The organism is Pseudarthrobacter sp. NS4 (genome assembly GCF_024758005.1).
Taxonomy (GTDB): domain Bacteria; phylum Actinomycetota; class Actinomycetes; order Actinomycetales; family Micrococcaceae; genus Arthrobacter.
The window spans coordinates 1297195-1323776 of the sequence record NZ_CP103288.1 but is presented as its reverse complement, the minus strand read 5'-3'; the positions used below and the strand labels follow the sequence as shown (position 1 = coordinate 1323776).

General features: G+C 65.1%; 21 protein-coding genes and 1 riboswitch. Of the genes, 12 read left to right on the top strand and 9 right to left on the bottom strand.

Translation table 11 applies throughout. The features are described from left to right. Window positions 1-16 precede the first annotated feature (16 nt). From NXY83_RS06215 to glyA, 5 genes are all read right to left on the bottom strand, one after another. Window positions 17-859: an ABC transporter permease gene (locus NXY83_RS06215; protein ID WP_258805213.1), complete on the bottom strand. Its 843-nt coding sequence runs from the start codon at window positions 857-859 to the stop codon at window positions 17-19. Further along, window positions 856-1701, bottom strand: a complete 846-nt coding sequence (locus NXY83_RS06210) for an ABC transporter permease (RefSeq protein WP_258805212.1) — start codon at window positions 1699-1701, stop codon at window positions 856-858. Before NXY83_RS06210 ends, NXY83_RS06215 begins: the two co-directional genes overlap by 4 nt. Beyond that, the gene (locus NXY83_RS06205; protein WP_397427595.1) at window positions 1694-2677 is read right to left on the bottom strand and encodes an ABC transporter ATP-binding protein; all 984 of its coding nucleotides are present in this window, start codon (window positions 2675-2677) and stop codon (window positions 1694-1696) included. The genes NXY83_RS06210 and NXY83_RS06205 overlap by 8 nt, the downstream gene beginning before the upstream one ends. A gap of 145 nt (window positions 2678-2822) precedes the next feature. After that, window positions 2823-3728, bottom strand: a complete 906-nt coding sequence (locus NXY83_RS06200; protein ID WP_258805211.1) for a bifunctional methylenetetrahydrofolate dehydrogenase/methenyltetrahydrofolate cyclohydrolase — start codon at window positions 3726-3728, stop codon at window positions 2823-2825. A 3-nt stretch (window positions 3729-3731) separates the two neighbouring features. Beyond that, a complete protein-coding gene (gene glyA / locus NXY83_RS06195) occupies window positions 3732-5030 on the bottom strand; it encodes a serine hydroxymethyltransferase (protein WP_258805210.1) in 1299 nt (432 codons plus the stop codon). Between the two features lie 147 nt (window positions 5031-5177). Further along, window positions 5178-5263: riboswitch (ZMP/ZTP riboswitch) on the bottom strand. A gap of 42 nt (window positions 5264-5305) precedes the next feature. Between glyA and purU the strand changes: the two genes are divergently transcribed. Continuing rightward, window positions 5306-6166, top strand: coding sequence for a formyltetrahydrofolate deformylase (gene purU / locus NXY83_RS06190; protein ID WP_258805209.1), 861 nt, complete (start codon window positions 5306-5308; stop codon window positions 6164-6166). Between the two features lie 33 nt (window positions 6167-6199). After that, window positions 6200-6718, top strand: a complete 519-nt coding sequence (locus NXY83_RS06185) for a gamma carbonic anhydrase family protein (protein ID WP_258805208.1) — start codon at window positions 6200-6202, stop codon at window positions 6716-6718. Window positions 6719-6753: 35 nt separating this feature from the next. On the opposite strand, the gene NXY83_RS06180 is transcribed toward NXY83_RS06185, so the two are convergent. Further along, window positions 6754-8490, bottom strand: a complete 1737-nt coding sequence (locus tag NXY83_RS06180) for a flavin monoamine oxidase family protein (RefSeq protein ID WP_258805207.1) — start codon at window positions 8488-8490, stop codon at window positions 6754-6756. A 48-nt stretch (window positions 8491-8538) separates the two neighbouring features. After that, window positions 8539-10056 carry an amino acid permease gene (locus NXY83_RS06175; protein WP_258805206.1) on the bottom strand — a complete coding sequence of 506 codons (1518 nt, stop codon included), beginning with the start codon at window positions 10054-10056 and terminating at the stop codon, window positions 8539-8541. 110 nt (window positions 10057-10166) lie between these two features. On the opposite strand from NXY83_RS06175, the gene NXY83_RS06170 reads away from it, so the two are divergent. Continuing rightward, window positions 10167-11858, top strand: a complete 1692-nt coding sequence (locus NXY83_RS06170) for a PucR family transcriptional regulator (RefSeq protein WP_258805205.1) — start codon at window positions 10167-10169, stop codon at window positions 11856-11858. Here NXY83_RS06170 and NXY83_RS06165 read toward each other — a convergent pair. Then, window positions 11837-12631, bottom strand: coding sequence for a nitrilase-related carbon-nitrogen hydrolase (locus NXY83_RS06165; RefSeq protein WP_258805204.1), 795 nt, complete (start codon window positions 12629-12631; stop codon window positions 11837-11839). The genes NXY83_RS06170 and NXY83_RS06165 overlap by 22 nt on opposite strands. 205 nt (window positions 12632-12836) lie before the next feature. Between NXY83_RS06165 and NXY83_RS06160 the strand changes: the two genes are divergently transcribed. From NXY83_RS06160 to NXY83_RS06120, 9 genes are all read left to right on the top strand, one after another. Next, the gene (locus tag NXY83_RS06160; protein WP_258805203.1) at window positions 12837-14027 is read left to right on the top strand and encodes an ROK family transcriptional regulator; all 1191 of its coding nucleotides are present in this window, start codon (window positions 12837-12839) and stop codon (window positions 14025-14027) included. Window positions 14028-14158: 131 nt separating this feature from the next. Then, window positions 14159-15715 carry a multiple monosaccharide ABC transporter ATP-binding protein gene (mmsA, locus tag NXY83_RS06155; RefSeq protein WP_258805202.1) on the top strand — a complete coding sequence of 519 codons (1557 nt, stop codon included), beginning with the start codon at window positions 14159-14161 and terminating at the stop codon, window positions 15713-15715. A 45-nt stretch (window positions 15716-15760) separates the two neighbouring features. After that, entirely contained in the window at window positions 15761-17047 is a 1287-nt protein-coding gene (gene mmsB, locus NXY83_RS06150) for a multiple monosaccharide ABC transporter permease (protein ID WP_258805201.1), read from the top strand. A gap of 50 nt (window positions 17048-17097) precedes the next feature. Beyond that, window positions 17098-18192, top strand: coding sequence for a sugar-binding protein (locus tag NXY83_RS06145; protein WP_258805200.1), 1095 nt, complete (start codon window positions 17098-17100; stop codon window positions 18190-18192). 165 nt (window positions 18193-18357) lie between these two features. Then, window positions 18358-19431, top strand: coding sequence for a Gfo/Idh/MocA family protein (locus NXY83_RS06140; RefSeq protein WP_258805198.1), 1074 nt, complete (start codon window positions 18358-18360; stop codon window positions 19429-19431). A gap of 185 nt (window positions 19432-19616) precedes the next feature. Continuing rightward, window positions 19617-20567 (top strand): hypothetical protein, encoded by a 951-nt coding sequence (locus tag NXY83_RS06135; RefSeq protein WP_258805196.1) that lies wholly within the window; start codon window positions 19617-19619, stop codon window positions 20565-20567. Between the two features lie 88 nt (window positions 20568-20655). Continuing rightward, entirely contained in the window at window positions 20656-22233 is a 1578-nt protein-coding gene (locus NXY83_RS06130) for a beta strand repeat-containing protein (protein ID WP_258805195.1), read from the top strand. A 287-nt stretch (window positions 22234-22520) separates the two neighbouring features. Continuing rightward, the gene (locus tag NXY83_RS06125; RefSeq protein ID WP_258805194.1) at window positions 22521-23747 is read left to right on the top strand and encodes a serine/threonine-protein kinase; all 1227 of its coding nucleotides are present in this window, start codon (window positions 22521-22523) and stop codon (window positions 23745-23747) included. Next, window positions 23744-24274, top strand: a complete 531-nt coding sequence (locus tag NXY83_RS06120; RefSeq protein WP_258805193.1) for a hypothetical protein — start codon at window positions 23744-23746, stop codon at window positions 24272-24274. Before NXY83_RS06125 ends, NXY83_RS06120 begins: the two co-directional genes overlap by 4 nt. A gap of 81 nt (window positions 24275-24355) precedes the next feature. On the opposite strand, the gene NXY83_RS06115 is transcribed toward NXY83_RS06120, so the two are convergent. After that, window positions 24356-26572, bottom strand: coding sequence for a catalase (locus NXY83_RS06115; protein WP_309484124.1), 2217 nt, complete (start codon window positions 26570-26572; stop codon window positions 24356-24358). Between the last annotated feature and the right edge of the window lie 10 nt (window positions 26573-26582).

The following is a 26582-nucleotide window of genomic DNA, read 5'->3' as shown; positions in this document are numbered from 1 at the left end:
CCCCGGCGAACAGGTGCTACTTCAGGAAGAGCTGCCGCAGCCGCACGGTGGTCAGCAGCATCCCGGCGGCGGTCATCACCAGGTAATAGCCGATATGCAGCGGCATTGCTGCCGTGAAGGTGCCCACGCTGATCTGGCGCAGCAATTCCACCCCATGCCACAGCGGCATGGCCTGGATGAGCCACTGGATGTACTGCGGATAGACGCTGAGCGGGTAGAACGTGGCGCTGAAGAGGAACATGGGCAGCATGATGAACGTAATCCAGTCCATCTGCTGGAACGTCTTCATGAAGCTGGTGATCCCCATTCCGATGCTCGCGAAACCGAAGGCAATCAGCACCGAGGCGGGGATCATCAGCAGCGCCCAGGGAGTGGTGATGAGTCCCATCATCGCCATGACGGCCGTGAAGCCGGTGGCGTACATCATCCCGCGCAGGAGCGCCAGGAAAATCTCCCCCAGGGCGATATCAAGCGGACCAAGGGACGTGTACAGCATGCCCTGGTACAGCTTGCCGAAGTTCATCTTGAAGAAGACGTTCCAGGTTGAGTCATAGACCGCGCCGTTCATCGCCGAGACGGCAAGAAGTGCGGGGGCAATGTACGCGGCGTAGCTGATCGGGTTGCCGTCCGGCCCCTCCACTGCGCCCACGATCGCCCCCATTCCCACACCCATGGAGAACAGGAACAGGACAGGCTCGAAGAACCCGGACAGCATGACCAGCCAGTGACCGCCCATGGTGGCTTTCATCCCGCGCGAGATCACCGCCCTGGCGTTGCGTGAGTAGAGCGCGCCGAAGGACCTGTTTCGGGCTTCCTCCGTGGCGCTGGACCCTGGCCCCAGTCCAACCGGCGCGCTCATTGGGACATCCTTTTGGTAAACCTGCGGCTGGTGAGGATCCAGCCCAGGACCGCCAGTCCGGCCAGGACAGCGACATGGACGAGGGTGAGGACCGGGGGCTCTTCGTAGCCGTAACTGAGCACCCGGCCCAGTTCGGTGCCGTGCCAGATGGGAGAAATCCAGCCGATCCAGCGCACTGCCAGCGGAAGGGTATCCAGCGGGAAGAAGGTTCCGGAGAACAGGAACAGCGGCATCACAATGAGCCTCATCACCAGCGCGAACTGGCCCTTGTCCTCCGTGAGCGAAGCAGAATACGCCATCAGCGGCAGGCCGAAGGACAGTCCCGCCAGGGTGGCCACCAGGATGCCGGCCCACGCCCAGCCCGATGGGGATGCACCAAACAGTGCCACGACTGCAAAGTAGATGGCCGACTGCACCAGCAGCCTCAGGGTCACGGCCATGACGTGCCCGGCCGCGATCTGATCTGGAGTCAACGGCGAAGCATGTGGACCGTAATAGGTCCGGCGCCACTTGAACCCGGCCATTACCGGAAAGGTGAACTCGTTGGCGGCGGTCATGACGGCCGCGGATACCAGCAGCGCCGGCGCTATGAATGCCAGATAGCTGACTCCGCCGAAAGCTGTTGAGGCCTGGCTGTCCACCAGGGAGGCCAGGCCCACACCCATGGCGAACAGGTAGGCCACCGGCTGGCCCACGCTGTACATCAGGATGGACCAGCCATAACTCTTCATCACGCGGAGCACCTGCCCGGCGTAGTAAAACGCTCCCCAACGACGGGCTTTAGCGGCAGCCACCTCAGGGCTGTGGGCCCGCGCAACTCCCGGAGCAGACCGCTCAGTCAATGAGGCTCCTGCCTGTCAGCCGCAGGAAGACGTCCTCCAGCGAGGACCTGCGGACCAGTGATGTCAGCGGCCGCAGGCCGCGGGCCGCCACCTGCTCAAGGGCGGCCTCGCCGTCGTGCGCATAGATCAGCACCCGGTCCGGCAGGACCTCGAGGCGTTCACCAATGCCGCCAAGTGCGGCCGCGATGGTGGTGTTCCGCTCCGAACCGAACCGCAGCTCCACCACCTCCCGGGTGGAATGCCCGCGGATCAGCTGGGCCGGGGACCCCTCGGCCATGATGCGGCCCTTGTCCACCACGATCAGCCGGTCACACAACTGCTCGGCCTCATCCATATAGTGGGTGGTGAGGATCAGCGTGACGCCCTGTTCCTTAAGCCGGAACAGCCGGTCCCACAGGATGTGCCGGGCCTGCGGGTCCAGGCCCGTCGTCGGTTCGTCCAGCAGCAGGATCCGGGGTTCGTTGATGAGCGACCTGGCGATGGTCAGCCGCCGCTTCATGCCGCCGGACAGCGCGTCCACCTTGGATTTTGCCTTGTCCGTCAGCTGGGCAAACTCCAGCAATTCATCGGCCTTCGGCTTCAGGTAGCTCATGGGCAGGCCGAAGTAGCGGCCGTACACCAGGAGGTTGTCCCGGACCCGCAGCTCCTCGTCCAGGTTGTCCTGCTGCGGCACCACGCCCAGGTGCGCGCGCACTTCCGGCCCGTGGGAATCGGGGTCCAGCCCCATGATGCTCAGGTTGCCCGACGTGCGGCGGGTGACACCGCCGATCATTTTCATGGTGGTGGACTTCCCCGCGCCGTTGGGCCCCAGCAGGCCAAAGGACTCCCCCGACGGGACGGTGAAGGAGATGCCGTCCACGGCCGCAACGTCACCGTAGGTCTTGGTCAGATTCTCTGCCGTGATGACTGTGCCGCGGGCTTCGGTGTGGGGCTCTTGGGCAGGGTGGACAGCACCGGCTGCGGCGCCGGAGGACAGGGGGGCTTCGTTGTGCACCCTCCGCAGACTAGTAGAGCTGCCGGGCAGGTGGAAGAGGACTGTCAGTTCAATAATTAAAGTCCGACGGCGGTACCGCGCCTCATGCGTAAGGTGCGGTACCGCCGTCGGGCCTGAAAAAGACGGACTACCGGGTGATGCCCGCCTGCCGTTCGGCGGCTTCGACCACGTTGGTCATCAGCAGCGCCACGGTCATGGGCCCCACGCCTCCGGGGTTCGGCGAAACCCAGCCGGCTACCTCGGCAGCGGCCGGCTCGATGTCGCCGTGGACCTTGCTCTTGCCCGTCTCGGGGTCGGTTTCCCGGGTGACACCGACGTCGAGCACAGCCGCGCCCGGCTTCACGTCTGCAGCCTTGACGATGTGCTTGGCACCGGCCGCGCCCACAATGACGTCCGCCTGCCGCAGCAGTTCCGAAAGGTTCCTGGTTCCGGTGTGCGTCAGGGTGACGGTGGCGTTCACGGCCCGCCGCGTGAGCAGCAACCCGATAGAGCGGCCGATGGTAACGCCGCGGCCAACCACCACAACATGCTTGCCGGCGAGGCTGTAACCGTTGCGCTCCAGGAGCTCGATGACGCCGCGGGGCGTGCACGGCAGGGGCGAGGTGATTTCGCCGTTGACGTTAAGCACCAGCCGGCCCAGGTTGGTCGGGTGCAGGCCGTCGGCATCCTTGGCGGGATCGATGCGCTCGAGGATGGCATCGGTGTCCAGGTGCTTGGGCAGCGGCAGCTGGACGATGTAGCCGTGGCAGTCCGGGTCCGCATTGAGTTCGTCAATGAGGTCCTCAACCTGCGCCTGGGTGGCATCCGCGGGCAGCTCGCGCTGGATCGAGTTCATCCCGATCTCCACCGACTGCTTGTGCTTCATGGACACGTACAGCTGTGAGGCAGGGTCGGCGCCCACGAGCACAGTGGCGATGCCGGGAGTGACGCCGCGGGCCTTCAGGGCTGCGACACGCTCCGTCAGCTCGGATTTGATGGCGGCTGCCGCTGCCCTGCCGTCAAGGATCTTCGCGGTCTGCGTGGCTTCAGTCACGAATTACCACTGCTCGTGCTGCGGGTACAGCGGGAAGTCAGCAGCCAGCTTGTCAACGCGGGCCTGCAGGGATTCGACGTCGGCGCTGGTGCCTGCCTTGAGGGCGGTGGCGATGATCTCGGCAACCTCGGTGAACTCGGCGGCGCCAAAGCCACGGGTTGCCAGGGCCGGCGTGCCGATGCGCAGGCCGGAGGTGACCATCGGCGGGCGGGGGTCGAACGGAACGGCGTTGCGGTTGACGGTGATGCCTACCGAGTGCAGGAGGTCTTCGGCCTGCTGGCCGTCCAGCTGGGAGTTGCGCAGGTCAACGAGCACCAGGTGGACGTCGGTGCCGCCGGTAAGGACCGAGACGCCGGCCTCGGCAACATCGGCCTGGTTGAGGCGGTCGGCGATGATCCTGGCACCTTCGAGGACGCGCTCCTGGCGCTCCTTGAATTCCTGGCTGCCGGCGATCTTGAAGGCTACTGCCTTGGCGGCGATGACGTGCATCAGCGGACCGCCCTGCTGGCCCGGGAAGACGTTGGAGTTGAGCTTCTTGGCCCACTCCTGCTTGGCCAGGATCACACCCGAGCGCGGGCCGGCGAGGGTCTTGTGCACGGTGGAGGTGACCACGTCCGAGTGCGGGACCGGGCTGGGGTGCAGGCCTGCGGCAACCAGGCCGGCAAAGTGCGCCATGTCCGTCCAGAGCAGGGCGCCCACCTCGTCGGCGATGGAGCGGAATGCTGCGAAGTCCAGGTGCCGGGGGTAGGCGGACCATCCTGCGATGATGACCTGCGGCTTCTCGGCGATAGCCTGCTCGCGGAGCTTGTCCATGTCCACGCGGAAGTTGTCTTCTTCAACCTGGTAGGCGGCAACGTTGTAGAGCTTGCCGGAGAAGTTCAGCTTCATGCCGTGGGTCAGGTGGCCACCATGCGCCAGGGACAGGCCCAGGATCTTGTCGCCGGGGGTGATCATGGCGGAGAGCGCGGCGGCGTTGGCCTGGGCACCGGAGTGGGGCTGGACGTTGGCGTACTCGGCGCCGAACAGTGCCTTCACCCGGTCAATGGCCAGCTGCTCTGCAACGTCAACGTACTCGCAGCCGCCGTAGTAGCGGCGGCCCGGGTAGCCCTCGGCGTACTTGTTGGTGAGGACGGAGCCCTGGGCTTCCATCACGGCGCGGGGCGCAAAGTTTTCGGAGGCAATCATCTCCAGGGTGCCGCGCTGGCGGCCGAGCTCCTGGTCAAGGACTGCGGCGATTTCCGGGTCAAGCTCGGCCAGCGGCTGATTGCTGACGGTTGTGGTTGAGGTGGCTGTAGTAGTCACGGAGAACTCCTGGCTAGGGATATGGGCACTGGTTAGGTCAGGCTACCGGCTGGCGCACTTTCGTACCGCGTTGATGACAGCGCGTGAAAGCGCAGGGCATGGTGCTGTAGCACTGACGCAGTGCAGCTCCACTTCCGGCAAAACATGACCCTCGGCCCAGGCGTACGATCCGTGGTCTTCGTGATTGCCGCTCCCTGGTGGTTAGCCACCCAACGCCAGTTGCGACCCTCCCAGCCTATCAAAACCGTCGCCCGCTGCGCGGGTAGGCTTGTGCGGTGAGTGAAGAGCAGCTGAACCAAGCGTACGTAGTAACCCTGTCCTGCCCGGACCGCCCCGGAATTGTCCATGCGGTGGCCGGCGCCCTGCTGGCGGCAGGCTGCAATATTACGGACTCACAGCAGTACGGCAGCCCCGCCACCGGGAACTTCTTTATGCGCGTGGAAGTGACGACGGCGACCTCCGCGGCTGGGCTGCGCGACGCACTGGAACCGGTGGCTGAAGCATTCACCATGCAGTTGAGCCTGAACGCCGTGGGCCAGAAAGTCCGGACGCTGGTCATGGCCAGCACCTCCGCCCACTGCCTGAATGACCTGCTGTTCCAGCAGCGTTCCGGCACGCTGCCGATTGATATTCCTGCCATCGTGTCCAACCACCAGGACCTGGCCGGACTGGCCCGGTTTTACGGCATCCCGTTCCACCACATCCCGGTCACCAGCGACACCAAGGCCCAGGCCGAGGAAAAGCTGCGCGGCATTATTGCCGAGCACGACATTGAACTGACGGTCCTGGCCCGGTACATGCAGATCCTGTCCGATGAGCTCTGCACGGAACTGACCGGCAAGGCCATCAACATCCACCACTCGTTCCTGCCGTCCTTCAAGGGCGCCAAGCCCTACCACCAGGCCCACGCACGCGGTGTCAAGCTGATCGGGGCCACGGCGCACTACGTGACGGCAGCCTTGGACGAAGGGCCGATCATCGAGCAGGAAGTCATCCGCGTGGACCACGCCCGGACGCCGGAGCAGTTTGTGCAGATGGGCCGCGACGTGGAGGGCCGAACCCTGGCACAGGCTGTGCAGTGGCACGCAGAGCAGCGGGTGCTGCTGGACGGCAACCGGACCGTGGTCTTCAACTGACTCCCGGGGAACCGATGTCCTAGGCTAGGGCCCATGGCTCCCCTGTACCCTTTCGCCGGCCAGTCCCCGGCAGTCCATGATTCAGCTTTCGTCGCGCCCACGGCCTCGATTATTGGCAACGCCCGCCTGGGCCCGGATTCCAGCGCCTTCTACGGCGTCTCCGTCCGGGCCGACACCGCCGCCATCACCGTGGGTGCGGGCAGCAACCTGCAGGACAACGTGGTCCTGCACGCCGATCCCGGGTTCCCCTGCACAGTTGGGGAACGCGTCAGTGTGGGGCACGCCGCCGTCGTGCATGGCTGCACAGTGGAGGACGACTGCCTCATCGGCATGGGCGCTACCGTGCTCAACGGTGCCGTGATCGGCGCCGGCTCGCTCGTCGCGGCCGGCGCCGTGGTCCTGGAGGGCACGGTGGTCCCGCCCCGCTCGCTGGTGGCGGGCGTCCCGGGCAAGGTGCGCCGCGAACTTACCGATGAGGAGTACGACGGCGTGCGGGCCAATGCGGCGCGCTACGTCGAGCTGGCCCGCGCCCACCGGGACCTGCACGGGTAGGGCTTCTCTCCCACCCTGCGGCCGTGGGCCTGGGCTCAGTCGAGGCTGACGGGCCCGATCGCGTCCAGCAGCTCACCAGGTCCGGGGTTGCCGGGGGCGGACGAGCCGCCCAGGTGGTTCACCACGCCCCACACCGCGTTCAGGCCCGTGGTCACCGCGCCTTCCGCCCAGCCGGCAGTGAAGGAAACGTCGTCACCGGCCAGGAAGATCCCCCGCTGGGATGCGGGCAGCGCGTCCTGCTTGAAGTGCGTGAAGAGCCGCTGCTGGTACCGGTACTGCCCCGGCAGGTTGGCTTTGAAGGCGCCCATGAAGTTGGGGTCGGCCTCCCAGGACACGGTAATGGGTTGGCCCACGATGTGGCTGGCGATGTCCACACCCGGGTAGATCTGCTCAAGCGAGTGCAGCATGAGTTCCACGCGTTCGTCGGCGTCCAGCGCCAGCCACTTCAGGGCGTCGTCGTTCCATGTGTAGGACAGCAGGATGACGGCGGGCTGGTCCGGCCCGTTGTCCAGCAGGTACGTGGCGCGGTTCAGCCTGTCCGTGAGCGTCATGGAGAGGACCTCGTTGCCGGTCACCGGGTCGATGTCCTTCCAGAACGGCCGGTCCACCATCACGAAGGTCTTGGAGGACTGCATGTAGTGCGAGCGCTCGATGGCGGTCCAGAGTTCGGCCGGGAAGAGGGCTTCCTCGGTGTGGATCCGGGTGGACAGCAGCCATGACTGGCAGGTGGTCACCACAGCGGGGTAGCTGGCTTCACGGCCCCACCGTTCACGGATCCGCAGGTTTCCGTCCGGGTCCCGGCTGATTTTTCCGACCGCGCCGCGGGGCGAGCCTGAGTGCAGCGACGCAAGGGAGGTTCCCTCGGGCCAGTGGCGCATGCCCGACGGCGCGTGCTGCCAGAGTGCTTCGGGCAGCCGTTGCGCTCCCCCTTGGATAAGGCGGTGCTGGTCGTCGGCGTCGGTGTAGACCACGCGCAGGATTTCCAGGATGGAGTTGGGGAAGTCGGTGTCCCAGCCGCCGGTGCCGAAGCCAACCTGCCCGAAGGCTTCCCGGTGGGCGAACCCTGCCTTTTTAAAGGAATCGCTGGCAGCGATGAAACCGTAGAAGGTCTGCTCGTCCATAAGCGGCAGCAGTTCGTTCCAGAGTTCCTTGATCCGGGCCGTGTCCCGGGCGCGGATGGCGTCCTGCATCTCGGTGAACCTGGCGCCGTCGTTAACCGCAGTCTTCCAGGCGTCGGCCACTTCGCGGAAGAACGGCGGAAGGTCGCTTGGCTTTTCCGCATAGTGCTTCTTGCCCGCCAGCTCGATCACCGTGCTGGACGTGGCGTCCGCGAGCGGATTCGGGAAGTCCTGGGTTTCCAGGCCCAGCAGGTCAACGTAGTGGTAAAAGGCCTTGCCGGAAACCGGGAAGCGCATGCCGCCCAGGTCCGCCACCACTCCGGGGGCCGCCGGGAAGGCAGCTGTGCGGAGGCGTCCGCCAATCTGGTCCGCCTCGTACACCACCGGCCGCAGCCCGAGCTTCATCAGCTCGTATGCCGTGACCAGGCCGGAAAGTCCCGCCCCGATGACCGCGACCTCGGTTCCAAGCAGTTCCGGCGGCAGCGAGCCCAGCCCGTCCGGGTGGGCCAGGTAGTGGTCGTAGCTGAACGGAAAATCCGGGTTGAGCATGGTGATGGGCGCCGTCTGCCCTTCGGGGCGCCGCCCGGGTGTGCCTGGCGCCGGTACGGAGGTGCTGGACGGGTCGGAAGCCGGAAGCTCGGTGGCGATGGTCATGGAAATGTCTGCCTTTGTTGGTTCGGGGCGTCGATGGTTGCTGTGGTGTCAGGACTTGGCGGATTGGTGCATGGCGGACGGGGCGGACAACTCAAGGTATTCCTCGTTGCCCAGCGCCGCCACCCTTGAATTCCGGCGTCCGTAGCCGAAGTAGGCGGCTATGCCCACCAGCATCCAGACGGCGAAGGTCACCCAGGTGTCGGCCCCGAGGTTTGCCATGAGGTAGCCGCACATCAGGGCGCCAAGGATCGGCGTGAGCGGGAAGAGCGGCACCCGGAAGGTCCGCTCCAGTTCAGGACGCGTACGGCGAAGGTAGATGACCGCGACGTTGACCAGCGCGAAGGCAAACAGGGTGCCGATGCTGGTGGCGTCTGCGAGTGCACCAAGCGGTACCAGCCCGGCGGTGAGTGCGACGGCGCTGCCCACCAGGAGCGTGCCGGCCACGGGGGTGCCGGTCCGGCGGGAAACGCGGCCGAAGATCTTGGGAATGAGCCCGTCGCGGGACATGGACAGCAGGATTCGCGTTTGGCCGTAGAGGACAATCAGCACGATGCTCGCAATCGCCAGCACTGCTCCGGCGGCGAAAACCAGCACAATCCACGGCTGGCCGGTGATCTCTTCGAGAATCCGGACCAGCGCGGCATCGGTTCCATCGAACCAGCCCCAGGGGCGGGCGCCGATCGCCGCCACTGCCACCAGGACGTAAATGGTGGTGACGATCAGCATGGACAGCATGATGGCGCGCGGCAGGTCCCGCTTTGGATTACGGGCTTCCTCGCCGGCGGTGGAGGCGGCGTCGAAGCCGATGTAGGAAAAGAAGACGGTGGAGGCCGCTGCCGAGACGCCGGCAGCACCCATCGGCAGTAAGGGCTCGAAGTTGCCCGCGTTGAAGGCGGTGAACGCCACGGCGCAGAAGAAGAGGAGGATGCCCACCTTGATGATGACGATCGTGGTGTTGATCCAGGCGCTCTCCTTCGCTCCCCGGACCAGGAGCATGGTTGCCAGGACCACGATCACCATGGCCGGTATGTTGACCACGCCGCCGGCGCCGGGGGGCTGTGAGACCGCGTCCGGGAGGACCGAACCGAACACCGCCAGGGTCTCATTGACATACTGCCCTGCGCCCACCGCGACGGCGGCCACAGAGACGGCGTACTCCAGCACCAGGCACCAGCCGCAGATCCAGGCCATGCCTTCCCCCATGGTGGCGTAGGTGTAGGAGTAGCTGGAGCCGGACGCCGGGACCAGGCCCGCCATTTCCGCATAGGAAACGGCGGACAGCAGGGCGGCAAGGCCTGCGATCGCGAAGGAGATCCAGATAGCCGGGCCGGCCAGAGGAACAGACTCACCCAGGATGACCAGGATTCCTGTACCCAGCGTGGCGCCCACCGAGATCATGGTCAGCTGCACCACACCGAAACTCCGGACCAGGCGGGGCCCGCCGCCGTTGTTTTCGGCCTCGCTGACCATTTGGGCGATCGGCTTGCGGCGCAGCAGCTGCGCACCAAGCGCGGGACGGCCAGCCGGGCGGGCCGGTAGCTGGCCGGAGAGTGTAGGCACAGTCATCGTTGACGTCCGTTCGTGTCGGTGAAGTGGTTGAACTGGTTTCCCCTCCCCCAGCGTAGGGGTGTGAGACGTATCTCAGAGGTGTGCAAAGTGACCTATAGTGTTCAGTCATGAGACGCAATGCACCAGTCATCGATGGGAGCGCAGCCGAGTTGGCCGACCAGCTGGACGCCGTGACACTCGGCCAGTTCCTGGCCGCACTGCCCGCGGACGTGGCCGTGGTGCACGACGCCGGCAACCGCCACGCGCCCCTGCGCTGGGTGGAACCGAGCGAGCTGGAGGACCCCACGCCGTACCTGCTGGACGGTGAGTTCGTACTGACGGCCGGCCTGCCATTCCGCCAGGGCAGCACCGGCAGAAAGGACGACGGCGGCAACACCGCAGGCAGCGACGGCAGCGGGAGCCGCGCGGGGGCTGACGAGTACGTCCGCCGACTTGTCGCCGCCGGAGTCGCGGCGCTGGGATTCGGACTGGAACCCTACTACGATGCGGTGCCCGGCGATGTGGTGGCCGCCTGCCGCGATCACGGCCTCACCCTGGTTGAAGTGCCGGCAAGCGTCCCGTTCGCCGCGCTTGGACTCGAGTTTTCCAAGCTGCTGGAGTCCGGCAACGCCCAGGTGTTCAGGCAGCTCGCGGAAACCAACCGGCACCTCATGCGCGCCGTCCTTTCGGCCCGGCCGGAACATGAGCTATTGTCCGCACTGACCCAGCGGGTTCCCGTGTGGGCCGTCCTGGTCGGCGCGGACGGCAGGATGCGCGCCCGGGCCGGTGCCGCCGTCGAACTTTCCACGCTCCAGCCTTTGCTCAAAAGGCTCCTCGCAGGAAGCGGCCCGCGGGTGGAAACCGAGGCATTCGATGTGCCCGGCTCGGCGCTGGTGTTCGGCCATCCCCTGCGGAGCAGCAGGGATGCCACGCTCGGCGGCCTGGTACTGGGGGCGGACCGGCCGCTCACCCCTGCCCAGAACAGCGTGGTCTCCTCAGTGGTGGGCCTCTTGGAGCTGCTGGTCCGGCAGCGGACCAGCGGCTCCCTGGCTCCCAGCCAGCTGGCCACCGCCCTGCTGCTGCACCCGGAAAGCCTGGCAGGCGGAAGCAGCAGGGAGCTGAACAGCATGAGGGACCTGTTGGCGCAGAGTGTTTCCGGTACCCGGACCGGGCCGGTCCGGGTGATCCAGGGCATCCGGACGGAAGCTGCGGCAGCGGCAGACAGTCCGGTCCGGGAGCTGCTCCAGTGGCGGAGGCTGTTCGACACCAAGATGGTGGAACTGACCGGGTACGGGTTTGCGGCGGTAACACGGCTGAAGGTTGATGAGCAGCTTCTGGCGGAGGTGGAGCAGCTGGGCTGGCGGCTGGTGGTCGGCCAGCCCGCGGAACTTCCGGGACTGGCTGCAGCGTATCGGAGGGCCACGGCGTTGCGGCCCAGGGTTTCGGCCACCGGCAGATCTGTTCGCGAAGAGGAACTGACGTGGTCGGTCACCGGTTTGCTGGGCAGCGATGCGGGCGCCATGCTGGCCGCCCGGCTCCTGGCACCTGTGCTGGACCAGGAACCCGAGCGCCGGGCCTCCCAGCTCCAGGTCCTCCGGTCCTGGCTGGCCGCCAACGGCAACTGGGATGCCACGGCCAAGGACCTGGGCCTGCACCGGAACAGCGTCCGCCGCCAGGTCAACGCCCTGGCGGAGCTCCTGGACATGGACCTGGGACAGGCGTCCTCCCGAGCCGAGTTGTGGATTGCCCTGCAGTTTGCCGGCAGCACTGCGGCTTTGGATGATGTGGCCGGAAGCGCTCAGGCGTCCCAGGACCGGTAGACGTCCGGGCGGCGCTCGTCGAGGTAAGGCACGGTTGCCCGCTCACGCCGGGCCGCCTCCGGGTCCACCTCGGCGAAGAGGAGTTCCGGCTCCTCACCGGCTGCTGCCAGCAGCTTTCCGTCCGGACCGGCGATCACGCTGCCGCCAAGGAACCTGCAGCCGTCCTCGACGCCGGAATGGTTGGCGTAGGCGATGGTCAGCTGGCTTTCCAGCGCCCGCGCCCGCAGCAGGACCTGGGGAACGTCGTCGAATCCGTGGGCCAGGGCGGTGGGCACCAGCAGCAGTTCGGCGCCGCCGGAAGCCGCGGCACGCACGGCCTCGGGGAATTCCACGTCATAGCAGATCACCATGGAGGTGGGCATGCCATGAAAGTCGACGACGGCGGGACGCTCCGCTGCGGGGGCGAAGGCCGCGCGTTCATCGGGGCCGAACAGATGAACCTTGCCGTAGCCCAGCAATGCTGTGCCGTCGGCGTCCAGCAAGGTGGCGCTGATCTGCCAGTCCCCCTCGGCAGTGACGCGGGGAAGGCTGTACACCAGTCCGATGCTGTTGCGGCGGGCGATGCCGGCGAGCCGCTCATGAAGCGGTGGCAGGATGGCCGGATCCAGCCCCGAGCGGACGCGGCCCGGGGCGTACCCCACCGGGAAAAGCTCGGGTGTCACCAGTACCGCGGCGCCGGCCGCTGACGCTGCCCGGGCAGCGGCGTCAATGGCGGCACAGTTGGCGTCAATATCAAGGACCGCAGCGTTCGCCTGCAGAAGTGCCAGCAGCACTGCTACCACCTTCCATCGTTGATCCGGCCACGTAATGCGGCCGTCCTTCCAGCCTAGCCAGCCGCCGGCACGCCCTTCGGGGCCATCTGCACCTCGGACACCCCATGCCCGGCCATTTCGTCCCACCCCCACCCCTGAGTACCTAAAATGGGCTTATGCGTTAACTTCTTGACTCCAAGGTAAGCGATAGGGCAATCTTCTTAGCATGTCCGCAACCCCGCGCTCAACGAGGAGCAAGCCGAAAAATCCAGGTTCACAGTCTGCCCTGCGGCAGCTGAACCAGCAACGGATTATCGAAAGCCTCATGGGCGGACCCTCCACCCAGGCCGAACTGGCCCGGCAAACCGGCCTTTCCACAGCCACCGTCTCAAACATCGTCAAAATCATGCTGGACTCCGGGCTTGCATCCACGGAACCCATCACCAGTTCAGGCCGCCGCGCACTCAACGTCAGGCTCAACAGCAACGGCGCAGTCGCCGTGGGAATAGACTTTGGCCGCCGCCACCTCCGGGTAGTCCTGGCCTCCTTGAGCTACCACGTCATCGCGGAAGAATCCGTCATGCTTCCGCTTGGCCACCAGGCCCAGGAAGGGATCCAGGCCGCAGTGGTCCTGCTGGAAAAACTGCTGCAGGAAAGCGGCGTCGACCGCTCCGCAGTGGTGGGGGCCGGCGTCGGAATTCCTGGCCCCATCGACCGGCGGACGGGAACCGTGGCACAAGGCGCGATCCTTCCTGAATGGGTGGGGATCAATATTCTTCAGCATCTTGAGCAAACCTTGAGAATCCCTGTGTTTGTTGACAACGACGCCAACCTTGGGGCCTGGTCCGAGGTGACCTGGGGACAGCATACCGGGGTCAGCAACCTGCTGTTCCTGAAGATCGGTTCCGGCATCGGCGCAGGCCTCATCCTCAACGGCGCACCCTATTACGGGAACGTTGGAATCACCGGAGAAATCGGCCATGCAACCATCCACGAGCAAGGCCTGGTGTGCCGCTGCGGCAACCGCGGCTGCCTGGAGACCATTGCATCCACCACCACAATGATCGAGCTCCTTAGCCGGGGCGAGGACCGGCCGTTGACGCCGGCGGATATCGTGCGGAAAGCCCTGGACCGGGACCCCGCCACGCTCCGCGTCGTGGATGACGCGGGCCTCTCCGTAGGCCGCGCCCTGGGCAACGTGGCCAACCTCATCAACCCCGAAGTGATTGTGGTGGGAGGACCGCTGGCCGGACTCGGCGACCTCCTGCTGGAGCCCATCCGGCGGGGCCTGGTACGGCATGCCGTCCCCGTAATCGGCGAGAGCACGACGCTCACCATGTCCTCACTGGGAGACCGTGCGGAGGCCCTCGGCGCAGCTGCCCTCGTCTTCCAGCATGCCGGGATCAGAAAGACCTAGACCGTTTCGTTATCCGGCAATTGCGTTAAAGACTTGACGACAACTGCAGTGATCCAGTTTACTTTTGGATCAGACGGCCCTGCGCTTTGCCGGCCGGACAAAGAAGTCATTGCATTGGAGGGTTAGGGTTCATGACGTCCCAGACCACGCAAACGGAACCGATCATCCTCGAGATGCGGTCCATCACCAAGGAATTTCCCGGCGTCAAAGCGTTGGATAACGTAAGCCTGCGGGTGAAGGCGGGCGAAATCCACGCCATCTGCGGCGAAAACGGGGCCGGCAAGTCCACCCTGATGAAGGTCCTTTCCGGCGTGTACCCGTACGGAAGCTACGACGGCGACATTGTCTACCAGGGACAGGTTCAACAGTTCCGGGACATCCGGGCCAGCGAACACGCCGGCATCGTGATCATCCACCAGGAACTCGCGCTGATCCCCGAACTGTCCATCATGGAAAACATCTTCCTGGGCAACGAACCCACCAAGAGGGGCGTCATCAACTGGGCCGAGGCCCGGCTGCGCTCACTGGACCTGCTGGCCAGGGTTGGCCTCCGCGAGGACCCGGACACCCCCATCAAGGAAATCGGCGTGGGCAAGCAGCAGCTTGTCGAAATCGCCAAGTCCCTCAACAAGTCCGTGAAGATCCTCATCCTGGACGAGCCCACCGCCGCTCTGAACGAGTCCGACTCACAGCACCTGCTGGACCTCATGCTCGGCCTGAAGGCCAAGGGCATCACCAGCATCATCATTTCCCACAAGCTGAACGAGATCGAGCAGATCGCCGATTCCATCACCATCATCCGTGACGGCAAGTCCATCGAAACGCTGAACGTGAAGGCCGACGGCGTGGATGAGGACCGCATCATCAAGGGCATGGTGGGCCGCACGTTGGAGTCCCGCTTCCCGGACCACACTCCCACGATCGGCGAAGTGTTCTTTGAGGTCAAGAACTGGACCGTCGCCCACCCCAACGTCCAGGACCGGCTGGTGTGCAAGAACTCCAACTTCTTCGTCCGCCGGGGCGAGATCGTTGGATTCGCCGGGCTCATGGGCGCGGGCCGCACTGAACTGGCCCGCTCCGTTTTCGGCCGGTCCTATGGCCGCTTCATCAGCGGCCAGATCTACAAGGACGGCAAGGAGATCACCCTCAAGTCGGTCCGCCAGGCCATCGACGCCGGACTCGGCTACGTCACCGAGGACCGCAAGTCCCTGGGACTGAACCTGCTGGACGACATCAAGACCACCACCGTGGCCGCCAACCTGCGGAAGATCAGCCGCAATTCCGTGGTGGACCCAAACCAGGAGTTCACGGTGGCGGAGCAGTACCGCAAGTCGCTGCGGACCAAAACCCCGTCGGTAGAGGAAGGCGTGGCCAAGCTCTCGGGCGGTAACCAGCAAAAGGTGGTCCTCGCGAAGTGGATGTTCACCGATCCTGACCTGCTGATCCTGGATGAGCCGACCCGGGGCATCGACGTTGGTGCCAAGTACGAGATCTACGGCATCATCCAGCAGCTCTCCAACCAGGGGAAGGGAGTAATCGTGATCTCCTCCGAGCTACCCGAACTCCTGGGTTTGTCCGACCGCATCTACACAATCTTCGAAGGCGCCATCACCGGTGTCCTGAACAAAGATGAGGCCAGCCAGGAAAGCCTGATGAAACTGATGACCTCCGCCCGTAAAGCCGCCTGATCCTCTGGATCATCCCAGAACCTTCCGGACACAAGGACTGACACCATGAACGCCCTCAAGCAGCTCTTTGGCGGCAACACCCGCCAATTCGGCATGATCTTCGCCCTGGTGGCACTGATCGTCTTCTTCCAATTCGCCACCGACGGCCGGACGCTCACCCCCGGCAACGTCATCAACCTTTTCAACGGCAACTCCTACATCCTGATCCTCGCAATCGGCATGGTCCTTGTGATCATCGCGGGGCACATTGACCTGTCCGTCGGCTCCATTGCAGCCTTCGTTGGGGTCACCGTTGCACTAACCATCCGCGACTGGGGCATTCCCTGGTACGTCGGCGTACTCCTGGGGCTGGTGCTCGGCGCGGTGATTGGCGCCTGGCAAGGCTGGTGGGTAGCCTACGTGGGAATCCCCGCCTTCATCGTCACCCTCGCCGGCATGCTCCTGTTCCGCGGTTTCAACCAGTTCGTGGGCAAGTCCAACACCATCCCGGTCCCCGCGGATTTCCAGTACCTCGGATCCGGGTATCTCCCCGAAGTGGGCCCCAACACCGGCTTCAACAACCTCACACTGCTGCTGGGCATTGCCGCTACGGCATTCGTGGTGGTGGGCGAGCTCCGGTCCAGGGCACGCGCCAAGGCACTGGGCGCCGACGTTCCGGAGATGTGGGTGATGGCCCTGAAACTGGTCCTGATCGGCGGAGCCATCCTGTACGCCACCTACCTGTTCGCGACCGGCCGACCGGGCACGTCCTTCCCCATCCCGGGCCTGATCCTGGCCGTCCTGGTGCTGATCTACGGCTTCATCGCCTCCCGCACCATCCTGGGCCGCCATGTCTACGCTGTCGGCGGCAACCGCCACGCAGCCGAGCTCTCCGGCGTCCAGTCCAAGAAGGTCAACTTCCTGGTCATGATGAACATGTCCATCCTCGCCGGCCTCGCCGGCATGATCTTCGTGGGCCGTTCCACCGCATCCGGCCCGTTCGACGGCGTGGGCTGGGAACTGGACGCCATCGCCGCAGTCTTCATCGGCGGCGCCGCCGTTACCGGCGGTGTGGGCACCGTCGTCGGTTCCATCATCGGTGGCCTGGTGATGGCGGTGCTGAACAACGGCCTGCAGCTGCTGGGCGTCGGCGCAGACCTCACCCAGATCATCAAGGGCCTGGTGCTTCTGATCGCCGTCGCGTTCGACGTCTACAACAAGAGCCAGGGCAAGAAGTCGATCATCGGCCTGATGACCAGGAACTTCAACCGTCCTGCCAGCGGAGGCCCCAACAACCCCCTCCAGCCCGACGAAACCACCTCCACGAAGGAAGCGATCGCCAGGGAAGCCTGAGCTGTCCGGCCTGAATAGCGTTACACCACCACAAAGAAAGAGAACCAACAATGCGAATGATTGGTAAAGCAGGAAAGGCAGCGGCGGTAGCTGCCATCGCAGCACTGGCGCTGACGGGCTGCGGACGGTCGGAGACCACCGGCGGCGGCGAGGGTGAAGCAGCAGGGTTCCCCCAGGATTCGCCCATCGGGGTCGCGCTTCCGCAAAAGACCAGTGAAAACTGGGTCCTCGCAGAAAAGCTGTTCAACGAAGGCCTCAGTGAGGCTGGCTTCCAGCCTGACGTGCAGTTCGCCAACGGCGGCGTGTCCGAGCAGCAGAACCAGATCAGCGCCATGGTCACCAAGGGCGCCAAGGTCATCATCGTGGGCGCCATCGACGGCTCCCAGCTGGGTACCCAGCTCAAGCAGGCCAAGGATTCCGGTGCCACCGTCATCGCCTATGACCGCCTGCTGCTGAACACCGAGAACGTGGACTACTACGTGGCCTACGACAACTTCAAGGTGGGCGAACTCCAGGGCCAGGCACTGCTGGAAGGGCTCGAAGAGAAGAAGGGTCCCGGTCCGTACAACATCGAACTCTTCGCAGGCTCCCCTGACGATGCCAACGCCAAGGTCTTTTTCGACGGCGCCATGAGCGTGCTGCAGCCGAAGATTGACGACGGCACCCTCAAGGTCCTTTCCGGACAGACCGACTTCGAGCAGGCCGTGACCCAGGGCTGGAAGGCTGAAAACGCCCAGCGCCGCGCAGACACCCTGCTCACCGGCAGCTACTCCAACGAGCCCCTGCACGGCGTCCTGTCCCCGAATGACACCCTGGCCCGCGCAGTCCTGACCTCCGTCAAGGCCGCCGGCAAGGAGCTCCCCATCGTCACCGGGCAGGACTCCGAAGTTGAGTCGGTCAAGTCGATCATGGCGGACGAGCAGTACTCCACCATCAACAAGGACACCCGCGAGCTCGTGGAGCATGCCATCACCATGGTGAAGGATCTCCAGGCCGGCGAGACGCCGGAAATCAACGACGAGAACTCCTACAACAACGGCGTCAAGACTGTTCCTGCGTACCTGCTGGAGCCGGTTATTGTTACTGCTGAAAACGTGAAGACCGCCTACGAAGGCGACCCGGTACTCGAACCGATCACCAAGTAAGCAAGCGTTTCCGGAAAAGCCCGGTCCCTCTTCATTAAGGGGCCGGGCTTTTCCACGTCGTTCCCCCGACGCCCTCTCACCTTTCACCGACACTCCCCCAACGCCCTCTCACCTTTCGCCGTCAACTCCCCATCCCTCTCTCACTGCAGTGAGAGGATGGGGATCATGAGTGCGCCCATCGCCAAGCCATGGCTTTCCAGTCAGGCCGACCAGAATCCGCAGTCCGCCACAGGCAAAACATTGCGATGGGGCGTTATCGCCACCGGTGGCATCGCCCGGTCCGTCGCTAAGGACCTGGCCCTGCTGGCGGACGCAGAGCTGTATGCCGTCAGTTCCCGCGGGCAGGAATCAGCGGATGCTTTTGCCGCGGCGTACGGCTTCGGGAAGGCATACGGGGACGACGGCGGCCTGCATGGCTACCAGCAGCTGCTCTCCGACGACGCGGTGGACGTCGTCTATGTGGCAACTCCGCACGCGCAGCACCATGAGATCGTCCTCGCCGCACTGAAGGCCGGCAAGCATGTCCTCTGCGAGAAGGCCTTCACCGTTAACGCCCGCGAGGCTGGCGAACTGATAGACGCCGCCCGGAGCCAAAAACTCTTCCTGATGGAAGCGGTCTGGAGCCGTTTCCTGCCCAGCATGCAGCGGGCGTTTGATATCGCTGCGTCGGGCGAGGTTGGCGAGATCCAGTGGGTCAGCGCCGACCTGGGATTTCCTGCGCCCTACTCCCCTACATCAAGGCTGTGGGCCAGACAGGACGGCGGCGGAGCGTTGCTCGACATCGCTGTCTATCCGCTCCTTTGGGCACTGGGGACTCTTGGCTTCCCGCAAACCGTCAGTGCCACCGGTTATGTGAATGACGACGGCGTAGACGCCCAGAACGCGATGACCCTCGGTTACAGCCACGGAGCCCAGGTCCAACTCACCTCGTCGCTGCTGGCCCACGGCCCACGGATCGCCACCGTTGCCGGAAGTCTCGGCTTCCTTCAAAGCGTAGGATCCATCAACAATCCCCGCGAACTAACAGTTGTAACGGGGTGGGACGAACGGCGAAGCGAAGTCTTCGACGTCGTCGGCAAGGGGTACACCTACGAGCTCCGCGAGGTGACCAGATGCATTCAGCAAGGCCTGACCGAAAGCCCCGTAATGCCGCTGGAGGACTCGCTGAATACTATGCGCCTTTTTGACGGGGTGCGTGCCCAGCTCGGCGTCAGCTATCCCAATGACAGTCACGGGTAGTAGCTGACATGTGAATTTTCAACCACCAGGCCGTCAACAACGTGACGTGGTGAAGCAGCAGTCGTTATGACTTAAACTTGGCATTACTTTTTTGTCGAATTGTTTTAGATCACTCTGGACTTCCTGCAATATTCGGTCTTACGCTGTTGGCATCGTCGATGGCAACGGTACTGGGGGTGGTACGCATGGGTGAAGCTCGTTCCCCCTGGCGTGCCCTGCGGCCAGTACTCCTCGCTGGAGCTGCTGCTGTCAGCTGGCTGACGCTCTCGTCGACGGCCGCCTCGGCCGACACGCTCTCGGACACAGCGTCCCTTGGGGGCGGCGTAACAAGCTCAGTTTCTTCGATCACGGACAAGCTGGCCGGGCCGGTGTCCGCCGTGCAGGCACCGGATCCTGCCGTATCACAACCGTCCAACCTGCTTCAGCCACTGGCGGCCCCAGTTACCAAGCTCACGGACAGTGTCGTGTCCTCCGTGCCGGTCGTGACCCACGTGGTGCCGGCCGGGACGGTGTCTGCTGTCTCTGCTCCAATGGCTGGAGTTGCTGACGGTGCCGCAGCGGCAGTGGTTGAGGTTGTCGTTCCACCCGTGACAGAGGATCTCCCGGTGCTTGAGCCGGTTCTGGAGCCTGTTGCCGACTTGGGGACAGGAACCGCCGCGCTGCCCGTCCCGCTTCCTGAACTCCCCGGGACAGCAGTTACTGAGGAGCTTCCCGAGATTGCGGCTGATACCCCTGCATCGAACAGAACTGAAGCTGCCGGCAGCCCGTCACCGGAAGCACCTGCTGCGGCCACTACACTCACCGAGGCTTCTGACGTTCCGGGCGCTCCGAGCGACTCTGCGGGCGAGGCGGCCTTTGCGGGCACTTCCGAACGCTCACGGTCCGCATCGGCCCTAACCGACCAGGATGCGGGTCGGCCGGGTGCTGCAGACCCTTCACCCGACCATGCGCCAAGCCCGGCTGTTCCCGGCTCCGGTTCGGGTAGTACTGCGTCCTCGGCAGGCTCCCCTGGTTTTACGGCCTGGCTAAGCCCCTTTGACTTCAACCTTCCCTTCACCCGCCCTGTCCTGGCCGGCGAAGCTCTTGAGCATGCCCCCTCACCGGTGTCGTTCGATCCCGGTTCCTCTCCTGACTAGTTGAGGCCCGCCTGCCCGTTGCGGGCAGAACGTGGCTCTATGGGCAGCCGATAAGCGCCCGACTTCAACTATCTCAGGAGACATCATCATGAGTTCCACCCTTCACAGGGGGCTGCTCAGCAGCCTCTTCGCCGGCGGGCTTTTGGCCCTCGGCTGCACCGCCGCAAACGCCGCGGATACCACCAGCGGATCGGACCTTTCCGCATCCGCCCTCATCTCGGCGGCGGCGTCCGCTGATTCGACGTCGTTGGGCCTGCTGGGTGACCCAACGCCGACCGAGTCAACGGGCGTCACCGCCGTAGTAGACGTTGCCCTCGGCCTCGGCTCCCTGGGCACCACCGGAACCGATACAGCGGCAGCCGACCTCGCCGTCGCCGCAGACGCGACCGGACTGGCAGACACCGCCGGAACCAACAGCGGCACTGCCAACGTCGCCGCAGCGGCCGACCTCGGCCTCGGCTCCCTGGGCACCACCGGAACAGACACAGCGGCAGCCGACCTCGCCGTCGCCGCAGACGCAACCGGACTGGCAGACACCGCCGGAACCAACAGCGGCACTGCCGACGTCGCCGCAGATGCAACCGTGGGACTGGCAGACACCGCCGGAACCAACAGCGGTACTGCCGACGTCGCCGCAGCGGCCGACCTCAACCTCGGCCTCGGCTCCCTGGGCACCACCGGAACCGACACAGCGGCAGCCGACCTCGCCGTCGCCGCAGACGCAACCGTGGGACTGGCGGACACCGCCGGAACCAACAGCGGCACTGGCGACGTCGCCGCAGCGGCCGACCTTAACCTAGGCCTCGGCTCCCTGGGCACCACCGGAACCGACACGGCGGCAGCCGACCTCGCCGTCGCCGCAGACGCAGCCCTGGGCCTCGGAACCATTTCAGGCATCGACACCTCCGGTGAAGTTGGAGCCGCCGTCAACCTCGGCCTCGGGTCTTTGGGCACCACAGGAACCGACACGGCGGCAGCCGACCTGGCCGTCTCCGCAGACGCGATCGTGGGACTGGGAGCCATCACCGGAACCAACAGCGGCACCACCGCCGACATAGATGCAGCGGCCGACTTCAACCTCAGCCTCGGGTCCCTCGGCACCACCGGCGGCAACGCCGGACTGGATCTGGGGCTTGACCTCGCTAGCGGACTGATCGGCGACGACAATGGCACCGGGACCCCGGGAACCGAGAACCCGGGCACCGAGAACCCGGGCACCGAAACCCCGGGCACTGTCGGTACGGTCGACGGAAGCGCCGGCGGTGCCGGCACCCTTGATCCCGGCGTCACGGGTCAGGGCACCGGAACCGGCAGCGCCGGCGGTGCCGGCACCCTTGATCCCGGCGTCACGGGTCAGGGCACCGGAACCGGCACCACCAGCCCTGGTGCATCGGCCCCGGGGACCGGAAACGGTAACGGGACCGCGGGGACAAACAGCGGAAACGGCGCCGGCAACGGCAGCACCGGTAACAGCAGCATCTCCGTAGCACCCGCGGGATCCACCGCAGTTGGCGGTGCCATTTCTGTCGACAGCACCAACCGCAGCACCACGGCCCAGGGCGGCAACTCCTTGGCCAAGACGGGCATGGACGCCTCACTCGTCCCGCTCGCCCTGCTCCTTCTGGCGGCCGGGCTCCTGATCCTGCGTAAGCGCAGGGTGTCTTAAGCACTACCGGAAAGCCATCTGACAACCCCTGCGCCATGCTCCTGAAGCGGCGGCAGTCCGCAGGCCAAGGAAAGGAGGTCCATCCCGAAGAAAAGCAAAAAAATACGCAAAACATGTCTTCAGCACACATGTCCTTGTGACCGGTGGTCCGGTGGCGAAAAACTCCAAGTTCGCCGCCGGACCGTCGGTTTGCCGTGAAGGCAAAGCCGAGGTCAATCGCTAGTTCTCCCGCCCCGTCGGTATAATTTGAGTACGACAGTGCCGCAGCGCACCGGGAGGAACGGGACATGGTGGCGGAATCGCCTAGCTCCATCACGAATGAAGTTGTCGGCGGGCGTTACCGGTTGGGGGAAGTTATCGGCCGCGGCGGGATGTCATCGGTTTACTGCGCTCGGGACGAGAATTTGGGGCGCGACGTGGCCCTCAAACTCTTCGCACCGCAGGCCCCTGACGCCGATGAATTGAAGCGCCAGGAAGCAGAAATCCAACTTCTGGCCACCCTGAACCACCCCGGCTTGGTCACACTCTTCGACGCCGGCATCGACACACGTATACCGGACGAGCCCAGGCCGTTCCTCACCATGGAACTGGTAGAGGGCCAGGACCTCCGCACGCGGATCCGGCACAGCCGTGTTCCCCTCGAGGAACTCGCCGTAATTGGTGCCGGCATTGCCGATGCCCTGGCCTACGTCCACGGACTGGGCATTATTCACCGGGACATCAAACCCGCCAACATCCTGCTGGTCCAGATCCGGCCCGGGGAGCCGCTGCGCCCGAAGCTCACCGATTTCGGCATTGCCCGCATCGTCGATGCAACCCGTCTCACGGCCACAGGAACCATGGTGGGCACTGCTGCATATCTCAGCCCCGAACAGGCCCTGGGCAAGCCCCTCACCTCCGCCACAGACATTTATTCCTTGGGCCTGGTGCTCCTGGAGTGCATCAAGGGCACAGTGGAATACCCGGGCGGAGCGGTTGAATCCGCGGTTGCCCGGCTGCACCGCGCCCCTGAAATTCCAGACGATGTCCCCTCAGAGTGGGCCGAACTCATCCGCTCCATGACTGCAATCGAGCCGCTGGAACGCCCTGCCGCGGCAGACATTGAGACCGCGCTGCGGCAGGCGCTGGTCTCGCCGGCATCAACCCCGGGGGTACTGGCGCCTGAGACTACCCGTGTCCTTCCCGCCATGCCGTTCCATCCTCCCTCCATTACAGCGGAGGAATCGGTGGATGAGCTTCGCGAAGCGGCCGGAGCCGTAGACGGGCCGGCCCCTGCAACCGGCGTGGAGATGTCTTCGGGCAATCCTGCAGCCGCACAGGAACTCCGCCCGCAAACCCGGACGAAACGCTTCTGGCTGGCGCTGGTCCTCGGCCTCGTGGTGGTTGCGGCGGCGGCGACCGCCGTGATGATGACCCTGTCCGTACAGAATCCCGCCGACGTCGTGCCTTATCCCACCGTGACCGGCGTCCTGGGCGAACATCTGGAGGAACTCCAGAAGAGTGTGAAGCCGTGAGGCTGAGCCGAGGAGGCGGTGGCCGCCTGGTCGTCGGATGGTCCGCCACCTTGTTGGCGGCGGGGCTGCTGAGTGGCTGCGGACTAGGGGAATCCGGCCTGCAACGTGAGGCTGCCAGGCAGCTTCAGGCCCGTGTGCTCGAGGTAACCCAGGCGTCCTCGCAGAACGATCCCGCCGCCGCCCTGACCGCCCTTGAGGGGCTTGAAGCGGAGCTGGAAAAGGCCCAAGCGAACGGCCAGGTCTCAGAGGAACGGCGCCGCAGCATCACCACAATCGCTACGGCCGTGCGTGCAGACCTTGAGGATGCCATCGCTGCCCAGAAGGCAGCGGCGGATACGGCAGCCGCCGAGAAGGCCGCGCAGGATACGGCTGAAGCCGAACGGGCAGCGGAAGAGGAGCGGATAGCAGCGGAACAGGCGGCTGCGGAAGCTGCGCAGCCCGCACCGGCACCGGCTCCGGCCCCTGCACCGGAGCCGGATGAAGACGCAGACAAGAAGGACCAGGAAAAGGGCAAGGGCAAGGACTAGCGCCGGACACAGTGGAAGGGAGCGCCCGTCCAGGTACGACGCCGGCGCTCCCCTCCCATTGTCAGCTCTCCTCGGTTGGGCCTAGGCTGAGGCGGCCGGGAACCGTTCCCACACCCGGTGGGATGCCAAAAGCCCGGCCAGTTCATTCACCAGTGACTCTGCGTCCCCGGCGGACACGATGCCCGGGGTGTCCTGTGGAATGCCGGCCGCCGCCAAAGCCTCGGTGCCGGAATCCCAGGTGCCGATTGCTTTGGCGTGCCGGAAGGCTTCCGTAAGCATCAGGACGGCCCGCGGGTCGGAGGCTCCCCCAGGGGCGCCGGCCTTGGCGTCAAGCCCCGGAGCGGCATCTGGAGCCGGAGCGGCTGCCGCTGCAACGATAATGGCGTCGAACTCGGTGGAGCGGGCAGTGAGGTACGTCCGCTGGACGGGGACCCCGCCGTCGTTCTCCAATCCCAGGAAACCGCCCGCCGGAGCGATGACCAGCGGCAGAATCCCCTGGGCGTCCAAAGCTTTTCGGGCCGCGCTCACGGCAGCAAGATCGCTTCGCTCGTCGGCGAGGATTCCCACGATCCGGCCGGCAACCGGCCAGGTCTTGCCCACCTGGGACAGTGCGGGGCTGGAGTCGGACTCCGGCACCTGTTCTGTGGGCTCCGGGACGGGCAGGCCCAGACCCTTGGCCACGGCAGCGCAAAGTCCAGTGTCCACGTTGGCCAAGGCTGCAAGCTGGCGTTCCCGGATGGACTTCTCGTAGCACTTGCCCAGCTCGAACGTGTAGGCCTGGATCACGTGGTCCTGTTCCACCGGGCTCAGGCTGCGGAAGAAGAGGCCCACCTGGCTGTAGTGGTCATCGAAAGAAGCCGGGTTTTTCCGTTCCTTGATGGAGGCAGCCAATTCCTCCGGCACGTCGATGAACGCACCAACATCCTGTCCGGCAAGGAACGGGCAGCCGCCGTCGAGAGAGTTGGGCTGGTAGGGAGCCACTCCCCCATGGACCGCCTGCTGGTGCATCCCGTCCCGCAGCATGTCATTTACCGGGGCCTGCGGACGGTTGATGGGGATCTGGCCGAAGTTGGGTCCACCCAGGCGGGAGATCTGGGTATCCAGGTACGAGAAGAGACGCACCTGCAGCAGCGGATCGTTGGTGACGTCGATGCCCGGCACCAAGTGGCCGGGGTGGAAGGCCACCTGCTCGGTTTCGGCGAAGAAGTTGGTGGGATTAGCGTTCAACGTCATGACGCCGATGGGCTGGACCGGAGCCAGTTCCTCCGGCACGAACTTGGTGGGATCCAGCAGGTCGATACCTTCAAACATCTGGTCTTCGGTGTCAGGGAAGGTCTGGACGCCAAGCTCCCACTCGGGAAAAGCGCCGGCTTCGATGGCGTCCGCGAGGTCCCGGCGGTGGAAGTCAGGGTCCATGCCGTTGATGATCTGCGCTTCCTCCCACACCAGGGAGTGGACGCCCTGCTTGGGCTTCCAGTGGAACTTCACCAAAGTTGTCTTGCCCTCGGCGTTGACGAACCGGAAAGTGTGGACACCGAAACCTTCCATGGTCCGGTACGAGCGCGGGATTCCCCGGTCTGACATGTTCCACATGGTGTGCGCCTGGGCCTCGGTGTGCAGGGAGACAAAGTCCCAGAACGTGTCGTGGGCACTCTGTGCCTGGGGGATCTCCCGGTCCGGGTGCGGCTTCGCGGCGTGGACGATGTCCGGGAACTTGATGCCGTCCTGGATGAAGAACACGGGAATGTTGTTGCCCACCAGGTCGTACGTGCCCTCGTCGGTGTAGAACTTGGTTGAGAATCCGCGGGTGTCGCGGACGGCGTCGGCAGATCCCCGGGAGCCCAACACGGTGGAAAAACGGACGAAGACCGGAGTCTCAACGTCTTTAGCCAGGAATCCCGCGCGGGTGATGTTGGCTGCGGTCCCGTAGGAGCGGAAGACGCCGTGGGCTCCGGCGCCACGTGCGTGGACAACGCGCTCGGGGATGCGTTCGTGGTCAAAGTGCGTGATTTTTTCCCGCAGGTGGTGGTCCTGCAGCAGGATGGGACCGCGGGAACCGGCTTTCAGGGAGTGGTCGGTATCGCGAAGGCGCAGCCCCTGCGCGGTAGTGAGGTACTGGCCGGACTGTGCTCGGGCGGTGGCCGGCGCGCCGGTAGGGCTTCCAGTGGGCGAGACCGCTTCTGGTCCTTGCTGGTCCGGTTTGGGCGGCAGCGGCTCCCGTGGAGTGGTGGGTTCTTCCAGGCTGGCAGGTTCGCTGGCGGGGACGCCGGGAATGTGGATGTTGCTCTCTTCTGGCACGGATTCTTCT